This is a genomic window from Streptomyces sp. N50 (assembly GCF_033335955.1).
Classification (GTDB): Bacteria; Actinomycetota; Actinomycetes; order Streptomycetales; family Streptomycetaceae; genus Streptomyces.
The window spans coordinates 6,748,690-6,773,696 of record NZ_CP137549.1 but is presented as its reverse complement, the minus strand read 5'-3'; the positions used below and the strand labels follow the sequence as shown (position 1 = coordinate 6,773,696).

General features: G+C 70.7%; 23 protein-coding genes. 11 read left to right on the top strand and 12 right to left on the bottom strand.

What is annotated here, in order from left to right; all coding sequences use genetic code 11:
- The first annotated feature begins 101 nt into the window (after positions 1 to 101).
- The 6 genes from manD to R2B38_RS30665 all read left to right on the top strand — a co-directional run bounded on the left by manD (position 102) and on the right by R2B38_RS30665 (position 7,227).
- On the top strand, positions 102 to 1,310 hold the full coding sequence (manD, locus tag R2B38_RS30690) for a D-mannonate dehydratase ManD (RefSeq protein ID WP_318019111.1): 1,209 nt from the start codon (positions 102 to 104) through the stop codon (positions 1,308 to 1,310).
- Positions 1,307 to 2,770, top strand: coding sequence for a mannitol dehydrogenase family protein (locus tag R2B38_RS30685; protein ID WP_318019110.1), 1,464 nt, complete (start codon positions 1,307 to 1,309; stop codon positions 2,768 to 2,770). The genes manD and R2B38_RS30685 overlap by 4 nt, the downstream gene beginning before the upstream one ends.
- 67 nt (positions 2,771 to 2,837) lie before the next feature.
- Positions 2,838 to 4,241, top strand: coding sequence for an MFS transporter (locus tag R2B38_RS30680; RefSeq protein ID WP_318019109.1), 1,404 nt, complete (start codon positions 2,838 to 2,840; stop codon positions 4,239 to 4,241).
- Entirely contained in the window at positions 4,238 to 5,368 is a 1,131-nt protein-coding gene (locus R2B38_RS30675) for an L-idonate 5-dehydrogenase (protein WP_318019108.1), read from the top strand. The genes R2B38_RS30680 and R2B38_RS30675 overlap by 4 nt, the downstream gene beginning before the upstream one ends.
- Before the next feature lie 43 nt (positions 5,369 to 5,411).
- A complete protein-coding gene (locus R2B38_RS30670; protein WP_318019107.1) occupies positions 5,412 to 6,473 on the top strand; it encodes a sugar kinase in 1,062 nt (353 codons plus the stop codon).
- A 112-nt stretch (positions 6,474 to 6,585) separates the two neighbouring features.
- Positions 6,586 to 7,227, top strand: coding sequence for a bifunctional 4-hydroxy-2-oxoglutarate aldolase/2-dehydro-3-deoxy-phosphogluconate aldolase (locus R2B38_RS30665; RefSeq protein WP_318019106.1), 642 nt, complete (start codon positions 6,586 to 6,588; stop codon positions 7,225 to 7,227).
- A 24-nt stretch (positions 7,228 to 7,251) separates the two neighbouring features.
- Here R2B38_RS30665 and R2B38_RS30660 read toward each other — a convergent pair whose 3' ends face one another.
- Entirely contained in the window at positions 7,252 to 8,538 is a 1,287-nt protein-coding gene (locus R2B38_RS30660) for an amidohydrolase family protein (protein ID WP_318019105.1), read from the bottom strand.
- A gap of 56 nt (positions 8,539 to 8,594) precedes the next feature.
- Positions 8,595 to 9,779 (bottom strand): aminotransferase class I/II-fold pyridoxal phosphate-dependent enzyme, encoded by a 1,185-nt coding sequence (locus R2B38_RS30655; RefSeq protein ID WP_318019104.1) that lies wholly within the window; start codon positions 9,777 to 9,779, stop codon positions 8,595 to 8,597.
- A 159-nt stretch (positions 9,780 to 9,938) separates the two neighbouring features.
- Between R2B38_RS30655 and R2B38_RS30650 the strand changes: the two genes are divergently transcribed.
- Positions 9,939 to 10,394: an Lrp/AsnC family transcriptional regulator gene (locus R2B38_RS30650; RefSeq protein ID WP_033282618.1), complete on the top strand. Its 456-nt coding sequence runs from the start codon at positions 9,939 to 9,941 to the stop codon at positions 10,392 to 10,394.
- A 3-nt stretch (positions 10,395 to 10,397) separates the two neighbouring features.
- Here R2B38_RS30650 and R2B38_RS30645 read toward each other — a convergent pair whose 3' ends face one another.
- Complete coding sequence (locus R2B38_RS30645; protein WP_318019103.1) at positions 10,398 to 11,246, bottom strand: PhzF family phenazine biosynthesis protein; 849 nt, start codon at positions 11,244 to 11,246, stop codon at positions 10,398 to 10,400.
- 108 nt (positions 11,247 to 11,354) lie between these two features.
- Entirely contained in the window at positions 11,355 to 12,797 is a 1,443-nt protein-coding gene (locus R2B38_RS30640) for a carboxylesterase/lipase family protein (RefSeq protein ID WP_318021837.1), read from the bottom strand.
- Positions 12,798 to 12,909: 112 nt separating this feature from the next.
- On the opposite strand from R2B38_RS30640, the gene R2B38_RS30635 reads away from it, so the two are divergent.
- On the top strand, positions 12,910 to 13,887 hold the full coding sequence (locus R2B38_RS30635) for an Lrp/AsnC ligand binding domain-containing protein (protein ID WP_318019102.1): 978 nt from the start codon (positions 12,910 to 12,912) through the stop codon (positions 13,885 to 13,887).
- Positions 13,888 to 13,910: 23 nt separating this feature from the next.
- Here R2B38_RS30635 and R2B38_RS30630 read toward each other — a convergent pair whose 3' ends face one another.
- The 5 genes from R2B38_RS30630 to R2B38_RS30610 all read right to left on the bottom strand — a co-directional run bounded on the left by R2B38_RS30630 (position 13,911) and on the right by R2B38_RS30610 (position 17,602).
- Positions 13,911 to 14,882 carry an aldo/keto reductase gene (locus R2B38_RS30630; protein WP_318019101.1) on the bottom strand — a complete coding sequence of 324 codons (972 nt, stop codon included), beginning with the start codon at positions 14,880 to 14,882 and terminating at the stop codon, positions 13,911 to 13,913.
- 63 nt (positions 14,883 to 14,945) lie between these two features.
- On the bottom strand, positions 14,946 to 15,716 hold the full coding sequence (locus R2B38_RS30625; RefSeq protein WP_318019100.1) for a glucose 1-dehydrogenase: 771 nt from the start codon (positions 15,714 to 15,716) through the stop codon (positions 14,946 to 14,948).
- Positions 15,717 to 15,756: 40 nt separating this feature from the next.
- Positions 15,757 to 16,773 carry a zinc-dependent alcohol dehydrogenase family protein gene (locus R2B38_RS30620; RefSeq protein ID WP_318019099.1) on the bottom strand — a complete coding sequence of 339 codons (1,017 nt, stop codon included), beginning with the start codon at positions 16,771 to 16,773 and terminating at the stop codon, positions 15,757 to 15,759.
- A 38-nt stretch (positions 16,774 to 16,811) separates the two neighbouring features.
- On the bottom strand, positions 16,812 to 17,219 hold the full coding sequence (locus R2B38_RS30615; RefSeq protein ID WP_318019098.1) for a cupin domain-containing protein: 408 nt from the start codon (positions 17,217 to 17,219) through the stop codon (positions 16,812 to 16,814).
- 56 nt (positions 17,220 to 17,275) lie between these two features.
- Positions 17,276 to 17,602: a carboxymuconolactone decarboxylase family protein gene (locus R2B38_RS30610; RefSeq protein WP_318019097.1), complete on the bottom strand. Its 327-nt coding sequence runs from the start codon at positions 17,600 to 17,602 to the stop codon at positions 17,276 to 17,278.
- A gap of 150 nt (positions 17,603 to 17,752) precedes the next feature.
- On the opposite strand from R2B38_RS30610, the gene R2B38_RS30605 reads away from it, so the two are divergent.
- Complete coding sequence (locus tag R2B38_RS30605; RefSeq protein WP_318019096.1) at positions 17,753 to 18,634, top strand: helix-turn-helix transcriptional regulator; 882 nt, start codon at positions 17,753 to 17,755, stop codon at positions 18,632 to 18,634.
- A gap of 148 nt (positions 18,635 to 18,782) precedes the next feature.
- Here the strand turns inward: R2B38_RS30605 and R2B38_RS30600 are convergent, their stop codons facing one another.
- The 3 genes from R2B38_RS30600 to R2B38_RS30590 all read right to left on the bottom strand — a co-directional run bounded on the left by R2B38_RS30600 (position 18,783) and on the right by R2B38_RS30590 (position 22,811).
- Positions 18,783 to 19,700: an endo-beta-N-acetylglucosaminidase H gene (locus tag R2B38_RS30600; protein WP_318019095.1), complete on the bottom strand. Its 918-nt coding sequence runs from the start codon at positions 19,698 to 19,700 to the stop codon at positions 18,783 to 18,785.
- Positions 19,701 to 19,916: 216 nt separating this feature from the next.
- Positions 19,917 to 21,107: an extracellular solute-binding protein gene (locus tag R2B38_RS30595; RefSeq protein ID WP_318019094.1), complete on the bottom strand. Its 1,191-nt coding sequence runs from the start codon at positions 21,105 to 21,107 to the stop codon at positions 19,917 to 19,919.
- 264 nt (positions 21,108 to 21,371) lie between these two features.
- Positions 21,372 to 22,811, bottom strand: coding sequence for a gamma-aminobutyraldehyde dehydrogenase (locus R2B38_RS30590; protein ID WP_318019093.1), 1,440 nt, complete (start codon positions 22,809 to 22,811; stop codon positions 21,372 to 21,374).
- 177 nt (positions 22,812 to 22,988) lie between these two features.
- Here R2B38_RS30590 and R2B38_RS30585 point away from each other — a divergent pair, with 177 nt between their 5' ends.
- Positions 22,989 to 23,507, top strand: a complete 519-nt coding sequence (locus R2B38_RS30585; RefSeq protein WP_033282630.1) for an Lrp/AsnC family transcriptional regulator — start codon at positions 22,989 to 22,991, stop codon at positions 23,505 to 23,507.
- Complete coding sequence (locus tag R2B38_RS30580) at positions 23,492 to 24,871, top strand: aspartate aminotransferase family protein (RefSeq protein ID WP_318019092.1); 1,380 nt, start codon at positions 23,492 to 23,494, stop codon at positions 24,869 to 24,871. Before R2B38_RS30585 ends, R2B38_RS30580 begins: the two co-directional genes overlap by 16 nt.
- The last annotated feature ends 136 nt before the right edge of the window (positions 24,872 to 25,007 follow it).

Genomic DNA, 25,007 nt, shown 5'->3' with positions numbered 1-25,007 from the left:
CGACCATTGCCACTTCGCGACACATGCTTGTATACAAGTACTGAGCGACCGACGGCGGAGCCCGGTCGACCGGCAACAGGACACGGTTAGGAGAGCCACCCGTGAGCAAGATCGAGCGCGTCGAGGTGTTCGTCGCCTCCCCCGGGCGCACGTTCGTCACGCTGCGCATCACCACGGACGACGGTGTGACGGGCCTCGGCGACGCCACGCTCAACGGACGTGAACTGGCCGTGGCGAGCTATCTGCGCGACCACGTGGTCCCGCTGCTGATCGGCAAGGACCCCGCCCGCGTCGAGGACATGTGGCAGTACCTCTACCGGGGCGCGTACTGGCGGCGCGGGCCGGTCACCATGACGGCGATCGCGGCCGTCGACACCGCGCTGTGGGACATCAAGGGCAAGACCGCGGGCCTGCCCGTCTACCAGCTCCTCGGCGGCCGCTCCCGGGACGGCGTACTCGTCTACTCGCACGCCAGCGGCACCGACGTGCCCTCCCTCCTCGACGACGTCGAGCGCTACCTGGAGCTCGGCTACAAGGCCGTCCGCGCACAGGCCGCCGTCCCCGACGTGGGCGGCACCTACGGCGTCCGCAAGGGCAAGGTCTACGAACCCGCCGCGACCGAGCTGCCCGACGAGCAACCCTGGGACACCGAGGGCTACTTGGGGTTCGCGCCCACCTATCTGGAAGCCGTCCGGGAACGCTTCGGCTTCGGTTTCCACCTCCTGCACGACGTCCATCACCGGCTCACCCCGATCGAGGCGGCGCGGTTCGGCAAGAGCGTCGAGGCGTGCCGGCTGTTCTGGATGGAGGACCCGACACCGGCCGAGAACCAGGAGGCGTTCCGGCTCATCCGGCAGCACACCACGACCCCGATCGCGGTGGGCGAGGTGATGAACTCGATCTGGGACGTCCAGCACCTGATCACCGAGCAGCTCATCGACTACGTCCGCACGACCGTCGTGCACGCGGGCGGCATCACCCACCTGCGGCGGATCTTCGACCTCGCCGCGCTGTACCAGGTACGGACCGGTTCGCACGGCGCGACCGACCTCTCCCCCGTCAGCATGGCGGCAGCCGTGCACCTCGACATCAGCGTGCCGAACTTCGGCATCCAGGAGCACATGGGCCATCCCGACGAGGCGGCCGAGGTGTTCCGCACGGGCGTCACGTTCGCCGACGGGATGCTCCACCCCTCGGAGGAACCGGGGTTGGGCGTCGAGTACGACGAGAAGGCGGCGGAGCGTTTCCCGTACCAGCGGCGCTATCTCCCGGTCGCGCGGCGTCTCGACGGGTCGGTGCACGACTGGTGAGCGGCGTCGGACTTCCCACGGGGGATGCCGGGCTCCCCGCACTGAACCGTGCGGCGCCGCTCGCCCCGCAGACGCGGCCCGCCGTCGACCCCGCCCAACTCCGCACCCGTGTCGTCCACTTCGGGCTCGGCGCCTTCCACCGTGCCCACCAGGCGGTCTACACCGAGAACGCCGCCGCGCTGTCCGGCGAGCCCTGGGGCATCACCGCCGTGGCGCCGAGGTCGGCGGCGACCGTACGCGCCCTGCGCGAACAGGACTTCCTGTACTCGCTCACCGAGCGCCGCCCGGAGGGCCCCCGCACCCGGGTCGTCGGCTCGGTGGTCGACGCGCTGGCCATGGGACCGGACGCCAGGGCGGTCCACGCGCTGCTCGTCGATCCCGAGGTGACGGTGGTGACGCTGACCGTGACCGAGAAGGGCTATCAACGGCTCGCGTCCACGGGCGGGTTGGACACGGGCGCCGTCGCCGCGGACCTCGCGGCCGGCCCTGACGGTCCCTTCAGTACGGCAGTCGGGGCCCTGGCCGCTGGACTGGCGGCGCGGGCACGGGCGGGCGGCGCGCCGATCAGCGTCGTGTCCTGCGACAACATGGCGGACAACGGCGCCGTACTCGGCCGGGTGGTACGGGAGTTCATCGAGGCGTCCCCGTGGCCCGACCGGCACCGGATCCTGGACCGGATCGCCGGGACCGTCGCCTTCCCCGCGACGGTGGTCGACCGGATCGTGCCCGCGACGAGCGAGGCGGACCGCGTGGCCGCCGCGACCGCTCTCGGGGCCCGCGACGAACTCGCCGTGACGGCCGAACCGTACCGGCAGTGGGTCCTGGAGGACTCCTTCGCCGCCGCCCGTCCGCCCTGGGAACGCGACGGCGCCCTGTTCGTCAGGGATGTGACGCCGTATCAGCTCACGAAGCTGCGGCTGCTGAACGGCTCCCACTCCGCCCTCGCGTACCTGGGGACGGCCGCGGGCCACACCACCATCGCCGAGACCCTGGCGGCCAGTTGGGGCGAGCGGCTCGTCCGGGCGCTGTGCGCGGAGGTCGCGCCCACACTCCCACCCGGCGGCCCCGACCCGTCCGCGTACGCCGACGATCTCGTCGTACGGTTCCGCAATCCCGCGATGCGGCACCTGCTGCGGCAGATCGGCTCCGACGGTTCGCTGAAGATCACGGAACGCTGGCTGCCCGCGTTGCGCACCCTGCGTGAGCGGGGAGCGTGCACCCCAGTGCTCGAACTAGCCCTCGCCGCCTGGGTGTTGAGCACGCGGCGCAGGCCCGACGCTCCGACCGACCCGGCGGCCGACGCCCTCGCCGCCTGCTGGGACGGGAACCCCCGCCCCGTGGAGACGGTCCGCGCACTGCTGCGCGTGCTCGGCGCCACGGACCTGGCGGACGACGGCCGGCTCACGGCCGCGATCGCCGGCCGGCTGCCCGGCCTGCGCGCCGGCCGCATCGAGATCTGAACCCCCGCCCCCAAGCCCACTCCCCTGCCGGTCCGCTCCCCAACTCGGCTCACGAACAACGGAGTTCATGATGCAGGACACCCCCGTCCCCGCCCGCACACAACCATCGCCGCCCGCCCGGCGCACGACCCGCGATCTCACCAAGGCCGCCGTCTCGGGCTGGCTCGGCACGGCCATGGAGTTCATGGACTTCCAGCTGTACTCGCTGGCCGCCGCGATCGTCTTCAACAAGATCTTCTTCCCGGACGTCAGCCCGGCCATCGGCCTGATCGCCGCGATGGCGACCTACGGCGTCGGCTATGTCGCCCGCCTCGTCGGTGCCGTCTACTTCGGGCGGATGGGCGACCGGATCGGCCGCAAGAAGGTCCTCGTCATCACGATCCTGCTGATGGGCGGGTCCACCACCCTCATCGGCGCGCTGCCCACCTACGCCGCGATCGGCATCCTCGCGCCGAGCCTGCTGGTCCTGCTGCGGCTGGTGCAGGGCTTCGGCGCCGGGGCCGAGATAGCGGGCGCGACCGTGCTGCTCGCCGAGTACGCCCCCGTGCGCAGGCGCGGCCTGATCGCCTCGCTGGTGTCGCTCGGCACGAACTCCGGGACGCTCGCCGCGTCGGGTCTGTGGGCCGTCCTCATCGGTGTCCTCAGCGAGGACCAACTCCTCTCCTGGGGCTGGCGGTTGCCGTTCCTGCTGAGCTTCGTCCTCATGCTGTTCGCGGTCTGGCTGCGGCGCGGCCTCAAGGAGAGCCCGGTCTTCGAGGAACGCGCCGATGTCGTCGACGGCGTGGCGATGACCCGCGGCGAGGTCGAGTCCACGATCGCCGAGAAGGGCGAACACCGGGTCGACGTCCTCGTGGCGGGCATCCGCCAGCGCAAGGGCAGGGCGTTCTTCCTCGCATTGGGCCTGCGCCTGGGCCAGGCGGGCAACTCCGGGCTGATCCAGACGTTCCTCGTCGGCTACATCGCCACCAACCTCTCGGTCGGCCGCTCCGTCCCCACGGACGCGATCGTCTACGGCTCGCTGCTCGGCTTCGCGACCGTGCCGGCCGTGGGCCTGCTGGGCGACCGCTACGGACGCCGCCCGGTCTACATGGCGTTCTCCCTCCTGACCGCCGTCATCGCCTTCCCGGTGATGTTCCTCATCGCGTCCGGCTCCGCGGCGGCTGTGATGTCCGGCATGGTGCTCGGCCTGAACGTCGGTGTCCTCGGCCTGTTCTCGCTGGAGAGCGTGACGATGGCCGAACTCTTCGGCTCCCGCACCCGGTTCACCCAGCTCGCGCTCGCCAAGGAGATCGGCGGCATCCTCACCACCGCGATCGGCCCGGTCCTCGCGGCGTCGCTCACCGCCGTCACCGGCAGCTGGTGGCCCATCGCGGTGATGCTCATCGTCTACTCGCTCATCACCCTCGTCAGCGCGTATCTCGCCCCCGAGACACGCGGACGCGACCTGGTCCGACTGGAGGACGCCGTATGAGTACGGGCCGTATGAGGGCCGTCGTGGTGCACGGCCCCGGAGACGTCCGCATCGACGAACGGGACCGGCCGACGCCGGGCGCGGGCGAGGTGCTGCTCGCGCTGGAGTGGGGCGGGATCTGCGGATCGGACATCGCCTACTGGAAGAACGGCGCGTCCGGTACGGCGTCGTTGGCGCACCCGCTGGTCCTCGGCCACGAGGTCGCGGGCCGGATCGCGGCACTCGGCGCCGGGGTCACCGGCCTGGACGAGGGACAGCAAGTCACCGTCCATCCGGCCCAGTTGGTCGGCGACGGCATCCTCCCGGACCGGATCGCCGGACGCACCAACCTCTACCCGCACGTCCGTTACTTCGGCTCGGCGGCCTTCGACCCGCACACGGACGGCGGGTTCAGCGAATTCCGTACGGTCCGCGCGGCCCAGGTCCGCCCGCTGCCGGACGGCGTCGACACCCAACAGGGCGCCCTGGCCGAGCCGTTGGCGGTCGCCCTGCACGCCGTGGGCCGGGTGCCGGCGCTGCGCGGACGGACGGTCCTGGTCAACGGGGCAGGTCCCATCGGCTCGTTGGTGGTCGCGGCGGCGAAACACTCCGGGGCGGGCACGGTCATCGCCACCGACCTCTCCGCCAACTCCCTCGCCGTGGCGCGCGCGATGGGCGCCGACGAGACGCGGGACATCTCGCGCGGCGAGTCCCTGCCGGAGGACGTCGAGGTCGTCTTCGAGGCGTCCGGCGCCCCCTCGGCACTGGGCCCGGTCCTACGGTCCACGGCGCGCGGCGGCACCCTCGTCCAGGTCGGCAACCTCCCCGGTACGGCGGTCTCCGCCGCCCTCGGTGACCTGGTCACCCGTGAGATCACCTGGATCGGCTCCTACCGCTTCGTCGAGGAGATCGACGACGCGTTGCGCGCGCTGCGGGACGGGCTGGACGTGTCGCCGGTGATCACGCACCGGTTCCCGCTGGAGCGGGCGGAGGAGGCGCTGGCGGTGGCGGCGGATCCGGGGAGCGGGAGCAGCAAGGTGCTGCTGCGGCTGGGTGGTGGGGCTGGTGGGACCAACTCCGGTGCGGCTGACGCCGGTTGGTCCGACTCCGGTACGCCCCACTCCCGTACGTCCGACTCCGGTACGTGACACACAGGTCGTCCTTCGGAAGAACGAGAACCAGGAGATTCACGTGCTCTTGCCCCCTACGACCGGCCGACGGGTGAAGGCTGCCGACGTCGTGTGCGTCGGCGAGACGATGGCCGTCCTCAGTCCGCCGGACAGCCGTCCGTTCGACGAACAGCCGACGCTCGCGATGGCCATCGGCGGTGCCGAGTCCAACGTCGCCTGCGGGCTCGCCGGTCTCGGTCACCGGGTCGCGTGGCTGAGCCGCCTGGGCGACGACCCGTTCGCGCGCCGCATCCTGGCCGAACTCACCGCGCGGGGCGTGGACGTGACGGGAGTGGAGACCGACCCGGCCCGCCCGACCGGCGTCTACTTCAAGGACCCTGCACCGGAGGGCACCCGTACGCACTACTACCGGAGCGGATCGGCCGCGACCCTGATGGGCCCGGAGCTGACCCGGCTGCCCGTGCTGCGCCGGGCCCGCATCGTGCATCTGTCGGGCGTCGCGGCGGCGCTCTCCGAGAGTTGCGCCGGGCTGCTGGAGGCGATCCTGGTCGACCGCGCGCTCAACAGGGAGGCCGAAGGGCCAGGTAAGTCCAATGAGCCCGATGGGCCAGGTGAGGCAGATAAGGCAGCCGGCCCGATCGTCTCCTTCGACGTCAACCACCGCCCCGCGCTGTGGCGTTCGGGCACCGCCGACGCCGCGAAGAACCTGCTCAACCTCGCCCGCGCCGCCGACATCGTGTTCGTCGGCCGGGACGAGGCCGAGGCGCTGTGGGGCACGGCCCGCCCGGACGACGTGGCCGAACTCCTCGGCCCCGCACCGCTGATCGTCGTCAAGGACGCCGAACACGGAGCGACCTCGTACGCCGCCGGCACCCGTACGTTCGTCCCCGCGCTGCCCACCCAGGTGGTCGAACCGGTGGGCGCGGGCGACGCGTTCGCCGCCGGTTACCTCTCGGCGGTACTGGAGCATCGGGACGAACGGTCCCGTCTGCGCCTCGGCCATCTCGCGGCGTCCGCTGCGTTGCGGACGAGGGACGACGTGCCCGAGATGCCTCCGCGCACGGAGACCGATCGCCGGCTCGCGCTGGACGATGTGGGGTGGTCCAGGGCGGCGACGGCATGAACTGCCGTACGCGGGCAACGACTTCGGCCTCACCTCGACCAACACCCCACCCCCACATACCAACCGCCATAGCCCCCTCCCCTCCCCTCCCCACAGCCACAGGAGCCCGCCCATGACCCCCGACTTCCTCCCCCAGTTGGCGAAGGACCGTGTGATCGCCGTCGTCCGGGCGCCGGAGATACCCGATGCCGCGGCGCTGTGCGAGGCGTTGCGGGCGGGTGGCATCCGGTGGATCGAGTTCACCCGGACCACCCCTGGACTCGTCGGGCATCTGCGGCGCGCGGTGGCCGACGGGCAGGACGGTGTCGGTGCCGGGACGGTGATGACCGGCGAGCAGGCCGAGGAGTTGATCGAGGCGGGGGCTCAGTATCTCGTCACCCCGGGCTGCCGGCCCGGTGTCGCCGAGGCGGCAGCGGCGGCCGGGGTGCCGGTCGTCATGGGTGCCCTGTCGCCGACGGAGGTCGGGATGGCCCTCGACCTGGGCGTGGACGCGGTGAAGATCTTCCCGGCGCGCGCCTTCGGCCCCCGGCACTTCCGTGACCTGGCCGGTCCCTTCCCGGACGTACCGCTGGTGGCGTCGGGCGGGGTCGACGCGGAGAACGCGGCCGGGTTCCTCGCGGCCGGGGCGCGTGCCGTGTGCGCCGGTTCGGAGGTCGTACCGCCCGCTGTCGTGGCCGCGGGCGACTGGGCCGAGATCACGCGCCGGGCCCGTGCCTTCACCGACGCGCTGTCCGCCGTACCGTCGCCGGTGTAGTCGCTACGGCCGGCGTCGAACCGCTCACGCCACCGGCCGCCACGTACCGTCGACCGGAATGCCCGCCGCCGCCGCGATCCGGTCGCGGGACGCGAGCAGCCGGGCCCTGAGCGCCGGCAGGTCAACGCCCACCAACTCCCCGTCCCGCTTGACCACTTGACCGGCGACGAGGACGGTGTCGACCAGGCCGGGGTGGCCCGCGCTGACGATGCTGCCGGCCGGGTCGGTGACCGGGAACACCGTCAGGTCGTCGGTGCGCAGGAGGATCAGGTCGGCGTCCTTGCCGGGGGTGACGCTGCCGGTGCGGGCGTCGAGTCCGCAGGAGCGGGCGGCGTCGATCGTGGTGAACTCCAGCAGGTCGCGGGAGCGCAGGCCGCCGTCCAGACCGCGCTGCACGGCGAAGGCCGTACGCATAGTGGAGAACATGTCACCGCCGGCCGAGGGGACGTCGTCGACGGACAGGGTCGGGCGCACGCCGGCCGCCAACGCCCGCCCGGTGACCGGCGATCCGAAGCCCATCTTCAGCTCGACGTCCGGGCTGACGGACAGGGAGGCGCCCGCGTCCGCGAGCATCCGCAGCTCTTCGTCGCTGATCCCGTTGGCGTGCACGAACGTGGTGGTCCCCCGCAGCAGACCGTGCGCGTGGAGGTCGGTGACCGTCCCGGCGGCTTCGATGTGCAGGCTGGTGCGCAGGCCGAGTTCGTCCGCCAGCTTCAGTTCCCGGGCGACGGTGTCCATGCCGGTGTCGTCGGGTCCGCGCAGGCCGAACGCCATGGTGACCAGGCCGTCGCCGGTCAGGTCGGAGCGGACGCGGCGGATGTCGGCGTCCACGGAGTCGGCGGTGCCCCAGCCCGCGCCGAGGCAGAAGATCGACCGCCCCGGCGCGTCCCGCAGCGCGGCGACGGCGGCGTCCTCGTGGTCGTGGGTCTGGGCGACGTGGTACCAGTCCAGCATCGTGGTCACACCGGAGTGCAGCGCCTCCAGTCGGCCGAGCAGGGTGCCGGCGTAGACGTCCTCGGGCCGGTAGTGGGGCTTGACCGTGCGGTGCATGGCCAGCGCCCACTCGGGGAACGTCCAGTCCGCGCCGGCGCCCCGGAACGCGGTCTGCCAGCTGTGCCGGTGGTTGTCGACGAAGCCGGGCATGACGATCCGGTCGGTCGCGTCGATCACCTCGGCGTCCGAAGCGTCGACGCGCTCCGCCACCTCGACGATCACACCGTCCTCGATCAGCACGTCACCGCGTGCGAGATCGCCGACCGCCGGGTCCATGCTGACCACGGTGCCGCCGGTGAGCAGGGTTTTCTTCGTCATCGGAGGAGCTCCTCAGTAGTGGGGGGGGTGGCGGGGACGGGGGTGTCGTCGCCCGCTCAGGTGGTCGCCGCTTCAGTCAGCACGGCGTCGGCCGCCTCCAGCGCGTCCGCGACGAGATCCGCCGTGTCCTCGGTCCCCGCCGCCAGCCGGACCAGCCCCAACGGCACGGAGTCCGCGAGCTGTTGCTCGCTGAGCATCCCGCGCCACATCGACGCCGGATGCACGGCCAGCGACTCCACGCCCCCGAGACTGGCCGACCGACGCGGGTAACGCAGCCGCCCCAGAAACGCGTCGGCCATCTCGAACCCACCGGCGAACTCGATGCCGAGCACCCCGCCGAAACCGCTCATCTGGTCCACGGCCAGCTTGTGCTGCGGGTGCGTCGCCAGCCCGGGATAGTGCACCTTCGTCACCGCCGGATGCGAGCTCAACGCCTCAGCGAGGGCAAGGCCGTTGGCGTTGTGCCGCGGCACCCGCAAGGGCAGGGTGCGCATCCCGCGCAGCAGCAGCCACGCGTCGATCGGCCCGAGCGTGGCACCGGTCAGGAGCCCGACGTCCCATATCCGGTCGAGGAGTTCGGCCGGCCCGGCCAGCACGCCCGCGGACACATCGGAATGCCCGTTCAGATACTTGGTCGCGCTGTGCCACACCAGGTCGATACCGAAGTCCACCGGTCGCTGGTTGAGCGGGGTGGCGAAGGTGTTGTCCGCCATGGTCAACACGTCGTGCGCGCGGGCCAGTTCGGCTACGGCGCGCAGGTCGGTGATCCGCAGCAGCGGGTTGCTCGGGGTCTCCACCAGGATCAGCCGGGTCCGCGGGGTCAGCGCCCTCGCGAACGCCTCCGGGTCGGTCTGATCGACCAGCGTGGTGGTCACCCCGAGCCGGGGCAACAGGTTCAGCAGCACCGACGCCGTACCCCCGTAGGTGGACCGCTGCCCGATGACATGGTCACCGGCAGACACCAGCGCCAGCACGGCCGTGGTGAGCGCGGCCATCCCGGACGCGGTGACCATGGCCGCCTCGGTGTTCTCCAACTCCGCCACGACGGCGGCGACTTGGGCGTGGTTCGGGTTGCCGAACCGGGTGTAGAAGTCCTTGCCACGTGCTGCTACGGCCCCTCGCGCGAACGTCTCCCCGTCCTCGGCCGAGAACGCCGCCGTCTGGTAGATGGGCGGGGCCACGGCACGGCTCGGGTGGACCGCGCGGTCGGCGTGAACGGTGATGGTGCTCTTGCCCGGCATGGCTGCCCTTCCGTGGACCTGGACCGTCGGTGCGACTCCATGAAGCGTGACCGACCGGCAGTCCAAGATGCCCGGATCTCGGCAATTTTGGCAGCAAATTGCGCGATGGGCGGGTGCACAATTGTGGTAGCCGGGCCTCCGGCGCAATAATCTGCCGCCATGGACGAGGTGGACCGATCGATTCTGGCCGTACTGGAACAGCACGGCCGCATCAGCAACAACGAGCTGGCCGCCCGCGTCGGGCTCTCGCCGTCCCCCTGTCTGCGGCGCGTGCGCCAGCTGGAGGAGTCCGGGGTCATCCGCGGCTATCGCGCGCTGATCGACCCCGCCGCGATCGGCCGCAGCCTGCGGGTCTTCGCGGGCGTACGGCTGATGCGGCACACGCGCGCGGACGTGGTCGCCTTCGAACACGGGGTCACCCGGCTGCCCGAGGTGGTCGCCTGCCACCACATCACCGGCAACTTCGACTACCTCCTCCAGGTGGAGGTGGCCGACCTCCCGGCCTACGAGGACTTCCACGCCAACCAGCTGGCGACCCTGCCCGGCGTCGCCACGGTGACCAGCTACGTCACGATGAAGACGCTCACGGCCGACACCGACACGGGCACCGCCTGACGGTCAGAGCGTGATGCTGCCCCGGATGCGGACGTCGGCGGCGCCGCTGACCCACACCGTGCCGTCCGCGTCGGCGCTGATCCCGATACTCGCGGCCCGCCCCAGCCGCGTGCCCTGCGAGACCCGGTAGGAGGAGGGCGCGCCGCCGGTCGAGGTGAGCCACTGCCCCACACCGGCGTTCATGCTCCCGCACGCGGGATCCTCGGGCACACCGACGGCGGGGGCGAAGGTACGCATCTCGAACGCGTGCCGGGACCCGTCGGGGTGGGCCCCGATCGCCCCGACCATCGCGTCCGGAAAGGCGGAGAAGTCAGGTTCGAGGGCGAGTACCTCCTCGGCCGTGGCCAGCCGCACCACGGCCCACCCGGGCCCGTTGTCGACCCACTGATGGGCCACGACCCGGTCCCGCGAGATCCCGAACGCGTCCACGATCCGCAGCAGTTGATCCTCGTCGAGGTCCCCCTCCCGCACCCGGGGCGGAGCGGCGAAGGCCAGCGTCCCCTCACCCCGCCGCACGGCGACCAGTCCCGCGCCGCACTCCTGCACGACGCGTTCGTCGTCCCGGGGTGTGCCGCCGCCGTCCAGCCAGGCACACGCGGACCCGAGCGTGGGGTGCCCGGCGAACGGCAGCTCACCCCCGGGGGTGAAGATCCGCAGCCGGTAGTCCGCCTCGGGGACGGTGGGCGGCAGCACGAACGTGGTCTCGGACAGGTTCGTCCAGCGCGCCAGCCCCTGCATCTCCTCGGCGCTCAGGTCGGTCCCGTCGAGCACGACGGCAACCGGGTTGCCGGAAAAGGGGCTGGTGGAAAACACGTCGACCTGCACGAACGAACGGGTACGCGGCATGCTCATCAAGGCCTTTCCAGCGGCTGCGACGGAGGCAGGTCCATCTCAGCGGGTGCCCTCACGGCGAGGACAGGGCCAACCGCGACAAAGTGGACTGACCGGCCGGGACGTGCCTCAGCCGAAGTGCCGGACGCGGGCCGCCGTCCCAGGCGCATAGGGCAGCCAGTCGCGCACCGACCCACTCGCGACGAACTCGGCGACCGCGGTGGCGAAGGCGCGGCCCAGCTCCCGTACGGCATCGGTGACCCGGCCCAGCATCGGAGTGTCCGGGTAGGCGTCGAACGTGCCGAAGAGAAAGGGCAGTTCGCCGCAGTGGGTGGCGCCCAGGCCGTACGGGTCCTCGGCCGGGCGGTGGTCGAACTCGTAGACGTAGGTCGCGTTGCCACCGGCGGCGTGATGGTCGGCGATCCGCAGCGAGTCGGCGCGGAACAGCTCGTCGGTCACCATCGCGGTGAACACCCGCGCGGGGGTGGGCTCTTCGAGCCGGGCGGCGTACCGCTCGTAGAACTCGGCGGCGCTTGTGCCCAGTTGGCCGGTGAGAAGTTCCAACGCATCGTCGACGCCGAGGTTCTGGACGTTCGGGTCGAAGGCGGTGAACGCGCTCGCCTCGTCCCGGGTGGTGCCGATCAGCAGCGACTTGCCCTCCAGCCCACCCTCCACGAGCCCCCGATACAGATCGCGGGGAAGGCCGGGCCCGCCGAGCACCGGATGCATGGGCGGGGCCGCGTCGCCCGGGCGCGCGAGCTGCCCCGCGAGCCGGCCGTAGGCGGACAGCAGTTGCTCAACGGGCAGCGCGCGCAAGGTGGTTGCCGTATCCGCTCCGTCCGGCACGCCGAGCAGCCGCAGGTACGCTTCGGCGCTCTCGGCCGCGTGCCGCGGGTCCTGCGGCACCAGGCCGAACGGGCCGCTCTGCAGCAGCACCCGGTTCACGAGTCCCGAGGTCCGGGGATCGAGGGCCAGCGCGAGCGAGGCATACGCTCCGGCCGACTGTCCGCCGACCGTCACCTCGCGCGGATCGCCGCCGAAGGAGGCGATGTTGTCCCGCACCCAGGCCAGCAGGGCGGCCTGGTCCTGGGCGCCGAGGTTAGCGGCGCCGATCTCCGGCAGATACAGGTAACCCAGCGGCCCCACGCGGTAGTTGGCGGTGACCACCACGATGTCGCCGAGCGCGGCGAGCCGCCCGCCGTCGTACCAGTCCCAGCCGCCGGAGCCGCTGGTGAAGCCGCCCCCGTGCCACCACACGAGGACCGGCCGGGGCGTGTCGTCCTCCAACGCCCCTGGCGGAACATGGATGTTGACGGTCAGGCAGCCGTCCTCGCCCCAGTCCGGCACGCGGGCCCCCATCACCCGTTCCAGCCGGGAGGCCCCCTGCGGGACGGCGGGCCCGGCCTGTACGGCCTCCCGCACGCCGGTCCACCCCGGGTGCGGCCGAGGCGGCGCGAACCGCAGCTCACCGACAGGCGACGCGGCATACGGAATCCCCCGGAAGGAGACCGCCTCGCCCCGCGCGACACCCCGGACCCGGCCCCGATCCGTCTCCACGACACCCACCGCCATCGGGCTCACCCTCTCTCCGTCGTCCGCTCCGAACCGTTTCTAGCGGCGAGCGCCGATCCGAGCCAGAATGAGAGGACGGAAGCGCGAAAGCAGGACAGAGGACCGGGCAGACATGGCGAAAGCAAGCCACTCCTTGAGCGGGACGGACCGCCGGATCGCCGCCGCGATGCTGGCCTCCCCGCGGGCCTCGTGGCGCACGGTCGGCCGCGTCCTGGGCATCTCGGAGCGCACGGTGGTGCGGCGCGCGGCCCCGCTGTTCCACGACAAGACCCTGCGCGCCACCGCCGTACGCAGCCCGGTGTGGTTCCCCGACCTGATCCCGCTGGCCCTGCGCATCCGCTGCCGCCCCAACCAGATCGGCGCCATCGCCGCGACCCTGGCCCGCCGCCCCGACACGATCTGGGTGGATGTCCTCGGCGGCGGCGACGAGGTCTGCACGATCCTGTTCCTGGACGGCCCGGACGCGCGCAACTCCCTTCTCCTGCGCGACCTTCCGGCCACCCCGGCGGTCCAGTCGTGGACCTCGCACATCCTCCTACGAGTCTTCCCGGCGGCCTTCGACTGGAGCGGCGGCCTGCTCACGGCGGCCGAACTGGCCGGACTCAGGCCGGAGTTGCCCGCCCCGGCCGCCCGATCGGCCCTCCAGCACATCGACCAGGCGCTGATCGCCACCCTGGTCGAGGACGGCCGGGCCTCCTACACCGACCTGGCCCGCCGCGCCGACACCACCGCCCTCACCGCCCGCCGCCGCCTGGAGGCACTGGTCGGCGACCAGGTGATCAGACTCGCGACCGAGGTCGACCTGGCCCGCCTGGGCATCCGCACCGAAGCGCTGCTGTGGATCACCGTCGCCCCCGGCGGCCTGGAGGAGACGGGCCGCGAACTGAGCCGCCACCCCCAGGTCCGCTTCGCCTCGGCCACCACCGGCTCGGCCAACCTCCTGGTGGCCGTCGCCGCCGCCGACCTCAACGCGCTCTACCACTTCCTGAACGACACGATCGGCGCCCTCCCCCACGTCACCACGCTGGAGGTCACCCCCATCCTGAGCGGCGTGAAGAGAACGGGCCTGGTCCGCCCGGGCAGCCTCTGACACCGCTCCTTCAGGTCCGGTCGTCAGAACCAGGAGGGCCCGGCGTTGGTGTACGGCGCCTGGAGCGCTGCCGCTTCCTCGTCGGAGAGCCTCAACGCGAGGGCGTCCACGGTCTGTTGGAGGTGGTGGGGCTGGGTGGCTCCGACGATCGGCGCCGACACCAGCGGGTTGCGCAGGACCCAGGCAAGGGCGATCTGGGCCATGGGTACGCCTCGGGCTTCCGCCAGCTTCTGCACCGCGTTGATGACCGGCACGTCGTACTCGCTGTCGAAGGCCCGCACGACATGATCCGTGGCCGAGCGGGTGCTCTGCTCGCCGGCGGGGCGGGCGAGGCGGCCCTTGCCGTTCGGGGAGTACGGGACCAGGCCCACGCCCAAGTCGCCGCACAGGGCCATGAGTTCGGGCTCGTCCTGGCGGCGCAGGAGGTTGTACTGGTTCTGCATGGACACGAAGCGGGTCCAGCCGCCGAGGTCGGCCGCGTGCTGGAGCTTGGCGAACTGCCAGCCGTACATGGACGAGGCGCCGAGGTAGCGGACCTTGCCCGCCCTGACCACGTCGTGCAGGGCCTCCATCGTCTCCTCGACCGGGACCTCGTCGTCGAAGCGGTGGATCTGGTAGAGGTCGATGTAGTCCGTGCCCAGCCGGGTCAGCGAGGCGTCGACCTGTTCGAGGATCGCCTTGCGGGACAGGCCCTCCCCGCCCGGACCGTCGTGCATCTTCCCGCGCACCTTGGTGGCCAGCACGATGTCCTCGCGCCGGGAGTACTCACGGATCGCCCGGCCGGTGAACTCCTCGGAGGTGCCCGCCTGGTAGACGTTTGCGGTGTCCCAGAAGGTGATCCCCAGCTCGACGGCCTGCCGGAAGAACGGCGCGGCCCTGTCCTCGGTCAGCGCCCACGGGTGGGCACGCGGGACGGTCGGGTCGCCGTAGCTCATGCAGCCGAGGGCGAGGCGGCTCACCTTCAGGCCGGTGGTGCCGAGACGGGTGTACTCCATGGTGAGGCTCCTTCGCGGTCAAGTACGGCTGTATGTCGGTGAGTTGGCGGACGCGAGGGTTCCTCAGTGGGTGGTGTATCCGCCGTCGACGGGGAGCGCGACCCCGACCACGAAGCTCGCGGCGGGGCTGCACAGCCACAGGACGGCCGCCGCGATCTCGTCGGCGCGGCCCAGCCGTCCGATCGGCTGCTGCTGCATGATCTCGGCCATGGCCTCGGCCTGCCCTTCGAGCATGTCGGCGACCATGGGGGTGTCGATCACGCCGGGGCAAACAGCGTTGATCCGGACGCCCTTGGGCGCGTACTCGACCGCCGCGCTCTTGGTCAGGCCGATCACCCCGTGCTTGGACGCGTGGTACGCGGCCCGCTCCGGAAGCCCCACCAACCCGCCCAGGGAAGAGCAGTTGACGATGGCGCCGCCGCTGCCCTGCTCCCGCATCCGGCGCAGTTCGTGCTTCTGAGCGGCCCAGACACCGCGCAGATTAACGGCGTGGACGTGGTCGAAGTCCTCGGCCGTCTCGTCGGCCGCGTCACTGGGCGGGACCTGCACACCGGCGTTGTTGAACGCCATGTCGAGGCGGCCGTACTCAGCGACCGCCCGGTCGACCATCGCGGCGGCCTGCGCCTCGTCCGTGACGTCGCAGGCGACACCGATCGCCCGGTGACCGGCCGCCGTGAGCTCCTCGGCCGCGTGCCGTACGGCCTTCTCGTCGAGGTCGGCCAGAACGACCGCGGCGCCGGCCTCGGCAAAGGCCCGGGCGGTGGCGAGGCCCATGCCGGAGGCTGCGCCGGTGACAAGGGCGACCTGGTCGTGGAAGTCATAGGTCGGGTTCATGAGAGAGGCAATTCCCATCGCGGATCGGTGAGTTGGCAGGTCAGGGGCGCAGCAGTACCTTGACGGCGCGGCGCTCGTCCATGGCCCGGTAGCCCTCGGCGGCCTGGTCCAGCGGCAGGGTCAGGTCGAAGACCTTGCCGGGTTCGATACGGCCGTTCAGGACGCGGTCGATCAGGTCGGGCAGGAAGCGGCGCACAGGCGCGGGGCCGCCGCGCAGGGCGACGTGGGAGAAGAACAACTCCTCGCCGTCGATGGCCACTTGGTGCGGGACGCCGACGAAGCCGACGTTGCCGCCGGGGCGGGTGGAGCGGACGGCCTGGCTCATCGACTCCTGCGTACCGACGCACTCCAGGACGGAGTCGGCGCCGAGGCCGCCGGTGAGTTCCTTGACGCGGGCGACGCCGTCCTCGCCGCGTTCGGTGACGATGTCGGTGGCTCCGAAGTCGGTGGCCAGGCGCTGCCGGGAGGCGTGGCGGCTCATGGCGATGATCCGCTCGGCGCCGAGTTCGCGGGCGGCGATGACGCCGGACAGTCCGACCGCGCCGTCGCCGACCACGACCACCGTGGAGCCGGGCTTCACCTCGGCGGCGACGGCCGCGTACCAGCCGGTGCCCATCACGTCGGAGAGGGTGAGCAGGCTCGGCACGAACGTGTCGTCGGGCTGCCCGTCGAGGGCGACCAGGGTGCCGTCGGCGAGCGGGACGCGGATGTACTCGGCCTGGCAGCCGCCGACGAACTCCCGGTGCGGGCAGGAGGTTTGATACCCGGCACGGCAGACCGGACAGGTGTTGTCGGAGGCGAAGAAGGAGCCGATCACGAACTGCCCCGGCTTGATGTCCCGCACCTCGGCGCCGGTCTCCTCGACCACGCCGACGTACTCGTGGCCGATCGGTGTGGGCCGGGTGACCTCGTTGATGCCGCGGTAGTCCCACAGGTCGGAGCCGCATACGCAGGCTGCGACGGTGCGGATGACCGCGTCGGTGGGGGCGAGGATCTTCGGTTCGGGGAGGTTCTCCACCCGGATGTCACCGGGGGCGTGGATCACAGTTGCGCGCATGGGTGTTCCTGTATCCGTGGGGGGGTGGGGAGGGACGGTCAGTTCGAGGCGCGCGTGCTGGTGCGCGGGCCGCCGTACTCGGCGTCGGTGACGTGCTCCAGCCACTCGACCTCGTCGCCCTCCCACAGGGCGAGGTGTTCCATGAACTGGTCCGGGGTGGCGCCGTGCCAGTGCTCCTCGCCGGGCGGGCAGCCGATCGTGTCGCCCGGGTGGGCCTCGATGATCACGCCGTCCCGGGTGCCGACGAGGGCGACTCCGGACACGACGTGCAGGGTCTGCCCCAGGCCGTGGCTGTGCCAGGCGGTACGGGCACCGGGCGCGAAGCGGACCAGGTTGGCCCGCGCCCGGGAGGGCTCGTCGCCCCGGAGGATCACGTCCGCCCAGACGTCACCGGCGAACATGTGCGGGGGCAGCTTCATGGTCGCGGGCTGCTTGAGGATCTCCATGGTGGTACGTGCTCCTTGCGTCGGCGTGACGGGTGGACGTGTGGAGGGGAGGGGGGTCAGGGCTTGCGGAACAGTTCCCGGGCCACGGTCAGCGCGGACATCGCCCGGGGCCAGCCGGCGTAGAACGCCATGTGCGTGATCGTCCCGACGATTTCCTCCTCGGTGACGCCGTTCCGCCTGGCCAGCGGGATGTGGAAGGTGAGCTGCTCGCTGCTGCCGCTGGTGATCAGGCTGGCCACGGTGACCAGGCTGCGGTCCCTCGGGGACAGCTCCGGGCTCTTCCACTCCTGCCCGAACAGCACGTCCTCGCTGTAGCCGGCGAGGGCCGGGGCGATGTCCCCGAACAGCTCGCGCGGGCCCGGGGGCTGGGTCTTCTCCGTCATCGTCCGTGTCCTCTCCATCGCGGCGCGGCCTGCGCCACCACCGATGGAACTGCAGGTCACACGCACGGGGAAGGACTCGTTGATACGTGTACTGCCAGTACACCCTTCGCCCGGAGACACCATGGGACAAGCCGACGTAGCCTCGAAACCATGGACAACCGGAGCGAGGTACGCGAGTTCCTGACCAGCCGCCGCGCCAAGATCACGCCCCAGCAGGCGGGCCTGCCCGCCCACACGGGCAACCGGCGCGTGAAGGGGCTGCGCAGGGAAGAGGTCGCGCTGCTCGCCGGTGTCAGCGCCGAGTACTACGCCCGCCTGGAGCGCGGCAACCTCTCCGGTGTCTCCGAACCCGTCATCGACGCCCTCGCCCGCGCCCTCCAGCTCGACGACGCCGAACGCGCCCACCTCGACGACCTCGCCCGTACGGCCAACACCAGCCGCCGACCGGCCCGCCGCCGCGCCCCGCAGGCGATCCGCGCGAGCCTCCAGCACCTGCTGGACGCGATGACCGAGGCCCCCGCCTTCATCCGCAACGGCCGCCTCGACATCGTCGCCACCAACCGGCTCGGCCGCGCCCTCTACGCCCCGGTCTTCGCCGACCCCGCGCGGCCCGTCAACCTCGCCCGCTACGAGTTCCTCAACCCCGGCGCCGCCGACTTCCTGCCCGAGCTCGAACGCCAGGCAGCCGGAGCGGTCGCGTTGCTGCGCACCGAGGCCGGACGCGACCCGTACAACCGGGACTTGACCGACCTGGTCGGTGAACTGTCCACCCGCAGCGAGAAGTTCCGCACCCTGTGGGCCGCCCACGACGTACGGCTGCACCAGACCGGCGTCAAGCACTTCCACCACCCCGCGGTCGGCGAACTCGCCCTCCCCTTCGAGGCGATGCCCATCCCGACCGAGCCGGGCCTCACCCTCACCGCCCTCAGCGCGGAACCGGGCACCCCGGCCCACGACAGCCTTCAGCTGCTGGCCAGTTGGGCCGCGACCCTCGACCAGGACACCACCGCGGGGAGCACCGCGGAGCTGTGACGGGGAGTGCCGGTCGGCACCGGGTCACGGCACCTGCGGCGGGCCGGGCCTCCGACATCGTTGTCGAAGGCCCGGCCCGCGCGATGCGCTGATCTACGGGACGCGGCCGGACCCGAGCGGGCACCGGACGCCGGGGAGTGCCGTCGGCCTACGGCGTGTAGACGGCGGCACTGCCGTACAGCTGCTTGGTGAACGCGGAGACGTCGGCGGTGCGGTCGGTGCCGTCGAGGTTGTACGTCAGGAAGACGCCGTACCCCTCACTGACCGTGCGGGCGGCGAGGGAGGCGGCCGTGCTCTGCGAGGTGCCGCCGATCTGGACGGCCGCCGGTGACAGCTTCGCCTTGGGCAGGGCGATGCCGGGGACCTGCCAGCTGCCGTAGTACGGGTTCCAGGCGTAGTCGAACTTGGAGGTGACGTCGACGCCGCCGTAGGACAGGCGCGACGCGGCCGGGCCGATGTTGTAGAGGCTGATGATCTTGCCGGGCATGTTGGCGCGCAGTGCCGACACCAGGTACACGAACGAGCTGGCGTTGGGCTGGGTGGTGCCGTTGTTGCCGTAGTCGGCGTACTCGTCGTCGAAGTCGATGCCGTCGAGGCCGTACTTGGTCACGGTGTCCGACAGCTGCTTCGCGAACGTCGAAGCCGTCTGCTGGGACGGGAAGTTGGCGAAGCCCGAGCCCTGGTGGTTGCCGAGCACCGAGAGGACGACCTTGATGCCCTTCTGCTGCAACGGCCGTATCTGCGTGGCGGCGTTGTCGAGAACGCTCTGCACGTTCGGGTTGAAGTACAGGGTCCCCGCCTTCGTGCCCGCGTCGTAGTTGATGTTCGCCGCGAAGATCACGGCGATGTCGAAGACGTTGGCGCCGCCGTTGGCGAGCGTGTATTTACCGACGTTCAGCATGCTGTTGTTGTTGACCTCGACGTACGCCACCGAGGTCGGTCCCTGCTTCGCGGCGGCGGGGGCCGCTGTCGCGCCGGTCGTGGCGGTCGCACCCAAGGCGAGGGCCGCGATCGCCGAGAGGGCGAGCGCGGCCGTCCTTACTCTTCTCCGCACCGGAGTGAACATCGTTGATCGGTCTCCCATCGCATGGAGCGGCGCCCGCCCTGCCGGCGAGCGCCGAGGGGTCCCCCGCCCCTTCCGTTCCCGGGACCGAATCCCCGGAACCATGCGGGAACGCTTCCCGACTCCACGCACATCCCGCCACAACTCTCAATCCGGGCAAGGGAGTTGCCGGAAAGCCGCGCCGCAAGGCACGGATGTGGTGGAACCGCGGCACCGCCCCTACAACCCCACGATCTTGTTCCACTCCTTGGCGAACTCCACCCGCTCCGTGGACGTGATGTCCCGCGCGATCGCGAGGTGCTTGCGCATCGTCGAGTCCGGGAAGATCAGCGGGTTCTCGGCCAGCGCCGCTGTGTCCTTGTCCTTGGAGTCCGCGAGGACCGCCTGCGCCGCGGGGACGGGGCAGACGTAGTTGACCCAGGCGGCGAGTTCCGCGGCGACCTCGGGGTCGTAGTAGTAGTCGATCAGCTTTTCGGCGTTCGTCTTGTGGCGGGCCAGGTCGGGGATCATCAGGGAGTCCGCCCAGAGTTCGGCACCCTCCTCGGGGACGACGAAGCGGATGTCCGGGTTGTCGGCCTGGAGTTGGATCACATCGCCGGAGTAGGCCTGGCAGGCGAGGACGTCGCCGCTGACCAGGTCCTTGGTGTAGTCGTTGCCGGTGAAGCGGCGGATCTGGTTCCGGCTGATCTGGGTCTGTACCTGGTCGCACACCTTGTGGAAGTCGGCGGCGGTCCACTTGGTGATGTCGACGCCGTTGCCCTGCATCAGCAGCGCGAACGCCTCGTCGAGCCCGGAGAGCAGGGTGACCCGGCCCTTCAGGTCGCTCGCCCACAAGTCGGAGACATGGCGGATCTCGCGGCCGAGCTTGCGGTGGTTGTACGCGATGCCGGTGATGCCCGACTGCCACGGCACGGTGTACCGGCGGCCCGGGTCGAACGCGGGTGAACTGAGCTGCGGGTCAAGGTACTTCGCCACATTCGGCTGCGCGGACCGGTCCATCCGCTGGACCCAGCCGAGGCGCACGAACCGCGCGCACATCCAGTCGCTCATGACGATCAGGTCGCGGCCGGTCTGCTGGTGGTTCATGAGCGCCGGGCTGATCTTGCCGAAGAACTCGTCGTTGTCGTTGATCTCCTCGATGTAGTCGACGGAGATCCCGGTCTTCTTCTCGAAGGCGTCCAGCGTGGGCCGCTTCGTCTGGTCGTCGTCATCGGTGTCGATGTACAGCGGCCAGTTCGCCCAGGTCAGCTTCTTGTCCTTGGCGGACAGATCGGCACCGGCGCGGTCCCCGGCCTTCACATACGCGGCGGGCACACCGCACCCGGCGAGCGCGCCGAGCGCGGCGGTACCGCCGAGGGCGCGCAGCAGGGAGCGGCGGGAGGGCGAGAGCGACTTCGGAGTCTGGGGCACCCGCGCAGCATGACCCGCCGACCTGTCCCCGATCAATGGACGCTGCGTCGAGCGGCTTCCCGCGGACCCGACACCTTGTCGATCGGTTGCCTGTGAAGTAACCGCCCGTTCACACGGAGCGGACGGCGCGAGATCCTCGTCGGCGCCGGTCCGGGTGTCCGGCACCGCGACAGCCAGGTCTCCCCGGAACACAACACCGCGGCCCCGCACGGGAGTTGATCCCGTGCGGGGCCGCGCGTGTACGTCCGGTCGAGCGCCGCAGGCCTACGCGTCCAGCGACGTCATCACGTGCTTGATCCGCGTGTAGTCCTCGAAGCCGTAGCCCGACAGGTCCTTGCCGTAGCCCGACTTCTTGAAGCCGCCGTGCGGCATCTCGGCGACCAGCGGGATGTGCGTGTTGATCCACACGCAGCCGAAGTCCAGGGACTTCGACAGCCGCATCGCGCGCCCGTGGTCCTTCGTCCAGACCGAGGAGGCCAGCGCGTAGTCGACGCCGTTGGCCCACTCGATGGCCTGGGCCTCGTCCGTGAAGGACTGGACGGTGATGACCGGCCCGAAGACCTCGTTCTGGATGATCTCGTCGTCCTGCTTGAGGCCCGAGACGACGGTCGGGGCGTAGAAGTAGCCCTTCTCGCCCACCCGGTGGCCGCCGGACTCGACCTTCGCGTGCGCCGGCAGCCGCTCGATGAAGCCGGTCACCTGCTTGAGCTGGTTGGCGTTGTTGAGGGGGCCGTACAGCACGTCCTCGTCGTCCGGCTGCCCGGTCTTCGTCTCGGCCGCCGCCTTCGCGAGCGCCGCCACGAACTCGTCGTGGATCGACTCCTGGACCAGGACGCGCGTCGCCGCCGTACAGTCCTGCCCCGCGTTGAAGAAGCCCGCGACCGAGATGTCCTCAACGGCCTTGGCGATGTCGGTGTCCTCGAAGACCACGACCGGGGCCTTGCCGCCCAGCTCCAGGTGGACCCGCTTGAGGTCCTTGGACGCGGACTCGGCGACGGACATGCCCGCGCGCACCGAACCGGTGATGGAGGCCATCGCCGGCGTGTGGTGCTCGACCATCGCGCGGCCGGTGTCCCGGTCGCCGCAGACGACGTTGAAGACGCCCTTGGGCACGATCGAACCGATGATCTCGGCGATCAGGACGGTGGAGGCGGGGGTGGTGTCCGAGGGCTTCAGGACGACCGTGTTGCCGGCGGCCAGGGCCGGGGCGAACTTCCAAACCGCCATCATCATCGGGTAGTTCCACGGCGCGACCTGCGCGCAGACGCCGATCGGCTCGCGCCGGATGATGGAGGTCATGCCCTCCATGTACTCGCCGGCGCTGCGCCCCTCCAGCATCCGGGCCGCGCCCGCGAAGAAGCGGATCTGGTCCACCATCGGCGGGATTTCCTCGGAGCGGGTGAGCCCGATCGGCTTGCCGGTGTTCTCCACCTCGGCCGCGATCAGCTCCTCCGCGCGCTCCTCGAACGCGGTGGCGATGTCCAGCAGGAACTTCTGCCGCTTGGCCGGGGTCTCGTCCCGCCAGGCCGGGAAGGCAGCGGCGGCGGCCGCCATCGCGGCGTCCACGTCCGCCGCTCCGGACAGGGGCGCGGTCGCGTACGCCTCACCGGTCGCCGGGTTGACCACCTCGGTGGTCCGTCCGTCGGCGGCGTCCCGGAACTCACCGTCGATGTAATTGCGCAGACGACGCAGCTCGGTGCTCACTGCCGGCCCTCCAAGGTCTGGGTGTTCTGAGTGTGTCCAATCACTGAGACACCCACCCTAATCGCCCGGCCCACGTTTTCAACACCCCCGATCGCGCCAAGGCTACGAAATCCGCAAGTCTCGACCACGTAAACAACGAATTTCATCGAAGCGGCCTTGCGGAACGGTCGAGACGTCGTGCACAGTGAAGCCGTGGCCAGTCGCAGCGCAGAACAGAGGGACTCCCGCGAGTCCAGGAACGGCAGCACTCCTCATCTGGACGCCGTCTCCCTCGCCATCATCGAGCAGCTCCAGGAGGACGGCCGCCGGCCGTACGCCGCGATCGGCAAGGCCGTGGGCCTCTCCGAGGCGGCCGTGCGCCAGCGCGTCCAGAAGCTGCTCGACCAGGGCGTCATGCAGATCGTCGCCGTCACGGACCCGCTCACCGTGGGCTTCCGCAGACAGGCGATGGTCGGGGTGAACGTCGAAGGTGACGTCGAGAACGTCGCCGACGCGCTGACGGCCATGCCGGAAGTGGAGTACGTGGTGATGACCGCGGGCTCGTACGACCTCCTCGCCGAGATCGTCTGCGAGGACGACGACCACCTGCTGGACGTCATCAACAAACGCATCCGGGCGCTGCCCGGCGTGCGCTCCACCGAGAGCTTCGTTTATCTGAAGCTCAAGAAGCAGACCTACATGTGGGGAACCCGATAACCGTGAGCAAGGACCTCAGCCGCACCGCGTACGACCACCTGTGGATGCACTTCACCCGCATGTCCTCGTACGAGAACGCGCCCGTTCCCACGATCGTCCGTGGCGAGGGCACCTACATCTACGACGACAAGGGCAAGCGCTACCTCGACGGTCTCGCGGGTCTGTTCGTGGTCCAGGCCGGTCACGGCCGCGCCGAGCTGGCCGAGACCGCCGCCAAGCAGGCGCAGGAGCTGGCGTTCTTCCCCATCTGGTCGTACGCCCACCCCAAGGCCGTAGAACTGGCGGAGCGTCTCGCCCACTACGCGCCGGGCGACCTGAACAAGGTCTTCTTCACCACCGGCGGCGGCGAGGCCGTCGAGACCGCCTGGAAGCTCGCCAAGCAGTACTTCAAACTGCAGGGCAAGCCGACCAAGTACAAGGTCATCTCCCGCGCGGTCGCCTACCACGGCACTCCGCAGGGCGCCCTGTCCATCACCGGACTCCCGGCGCTGAAGGCCCCGTTCGAGCCCCTCGTGCCCGGCGCGCACAAGGTGCCGAACACCAACATCTACCGCGCCCCGCTCTTCGGCGACGACCCGGAGGCCTTCGGCCGCTGGGCCGCCGACCAGATCGAGCAGCAGATCCTCATGGAGGGCCCGGAGACGGTCGCCGCGGTCTTCCTGGAGCCCGTGCAGAACGCCGGCGGCTGCTTCCCGCCCCCGCCCGGCTACTTCCAGCGGGTGCGCGAGATCTGCGACCAGTACGACGTGCTGCTCGTGTCGGACGAGGTCATCTGCGCCTTCGGCCGCCTGGGCACGATGTTCGCCTGCGACAAGTTCGACTACGTGCCGGACATGATCACCTGCGCCAAGGGCATGACCTCGGGCTACTCCCCGATCGGCGCCTGCATCATCTCCGACCGCCTGGCCGAGCCGTTCTACAAGGGCGACAACACCTTCCTGCACGGCTACACCTTCGGCGGCCACCCGGTCTCCGCCGCGGTCGGCCTCGCCAACCTCGACATCTTCGAGCGCGAGGGCCTCAACCAGCACGTCCTCGACAACGAGGCCAACTTCCTCCAGACCCTCCAGAAGCTGCACGACCTCCCGATCGTCGGCGACGTCCGGGGCAACGGCTTCTTTTACGGCATCGAGCTGGTCAAGGACAAGGCCACCAAGGAGACCTTCACGGACGAGGAGTCGGAGCGCGTGCTCTACGGCTTCGTCTCGAAGAAGCTCTTCGAGTACGGCCTCTACTGCCGCGCCGACGACCGCGGTGACCCGGTCATCCAGCTGTCGCCGCCGCTGATCTCCGACCAGTCGACCTTCGACGAGATCGAGGGCATCGTCCGCCAGGTGCTGACCGAGGCCTGGACGAAGCTCTAGCCGTCGGCAGTTCAGCGGTTTATACGGCCCGGGGTGCACCCGTACGAGTGAGAAGGACGCACCCCGGGCCGTGTGCTGTCCGGGGTCGCACCCCCACCCTCCTTAGCGTGCCTGGTAACCGATCGGCCCCGTCCTC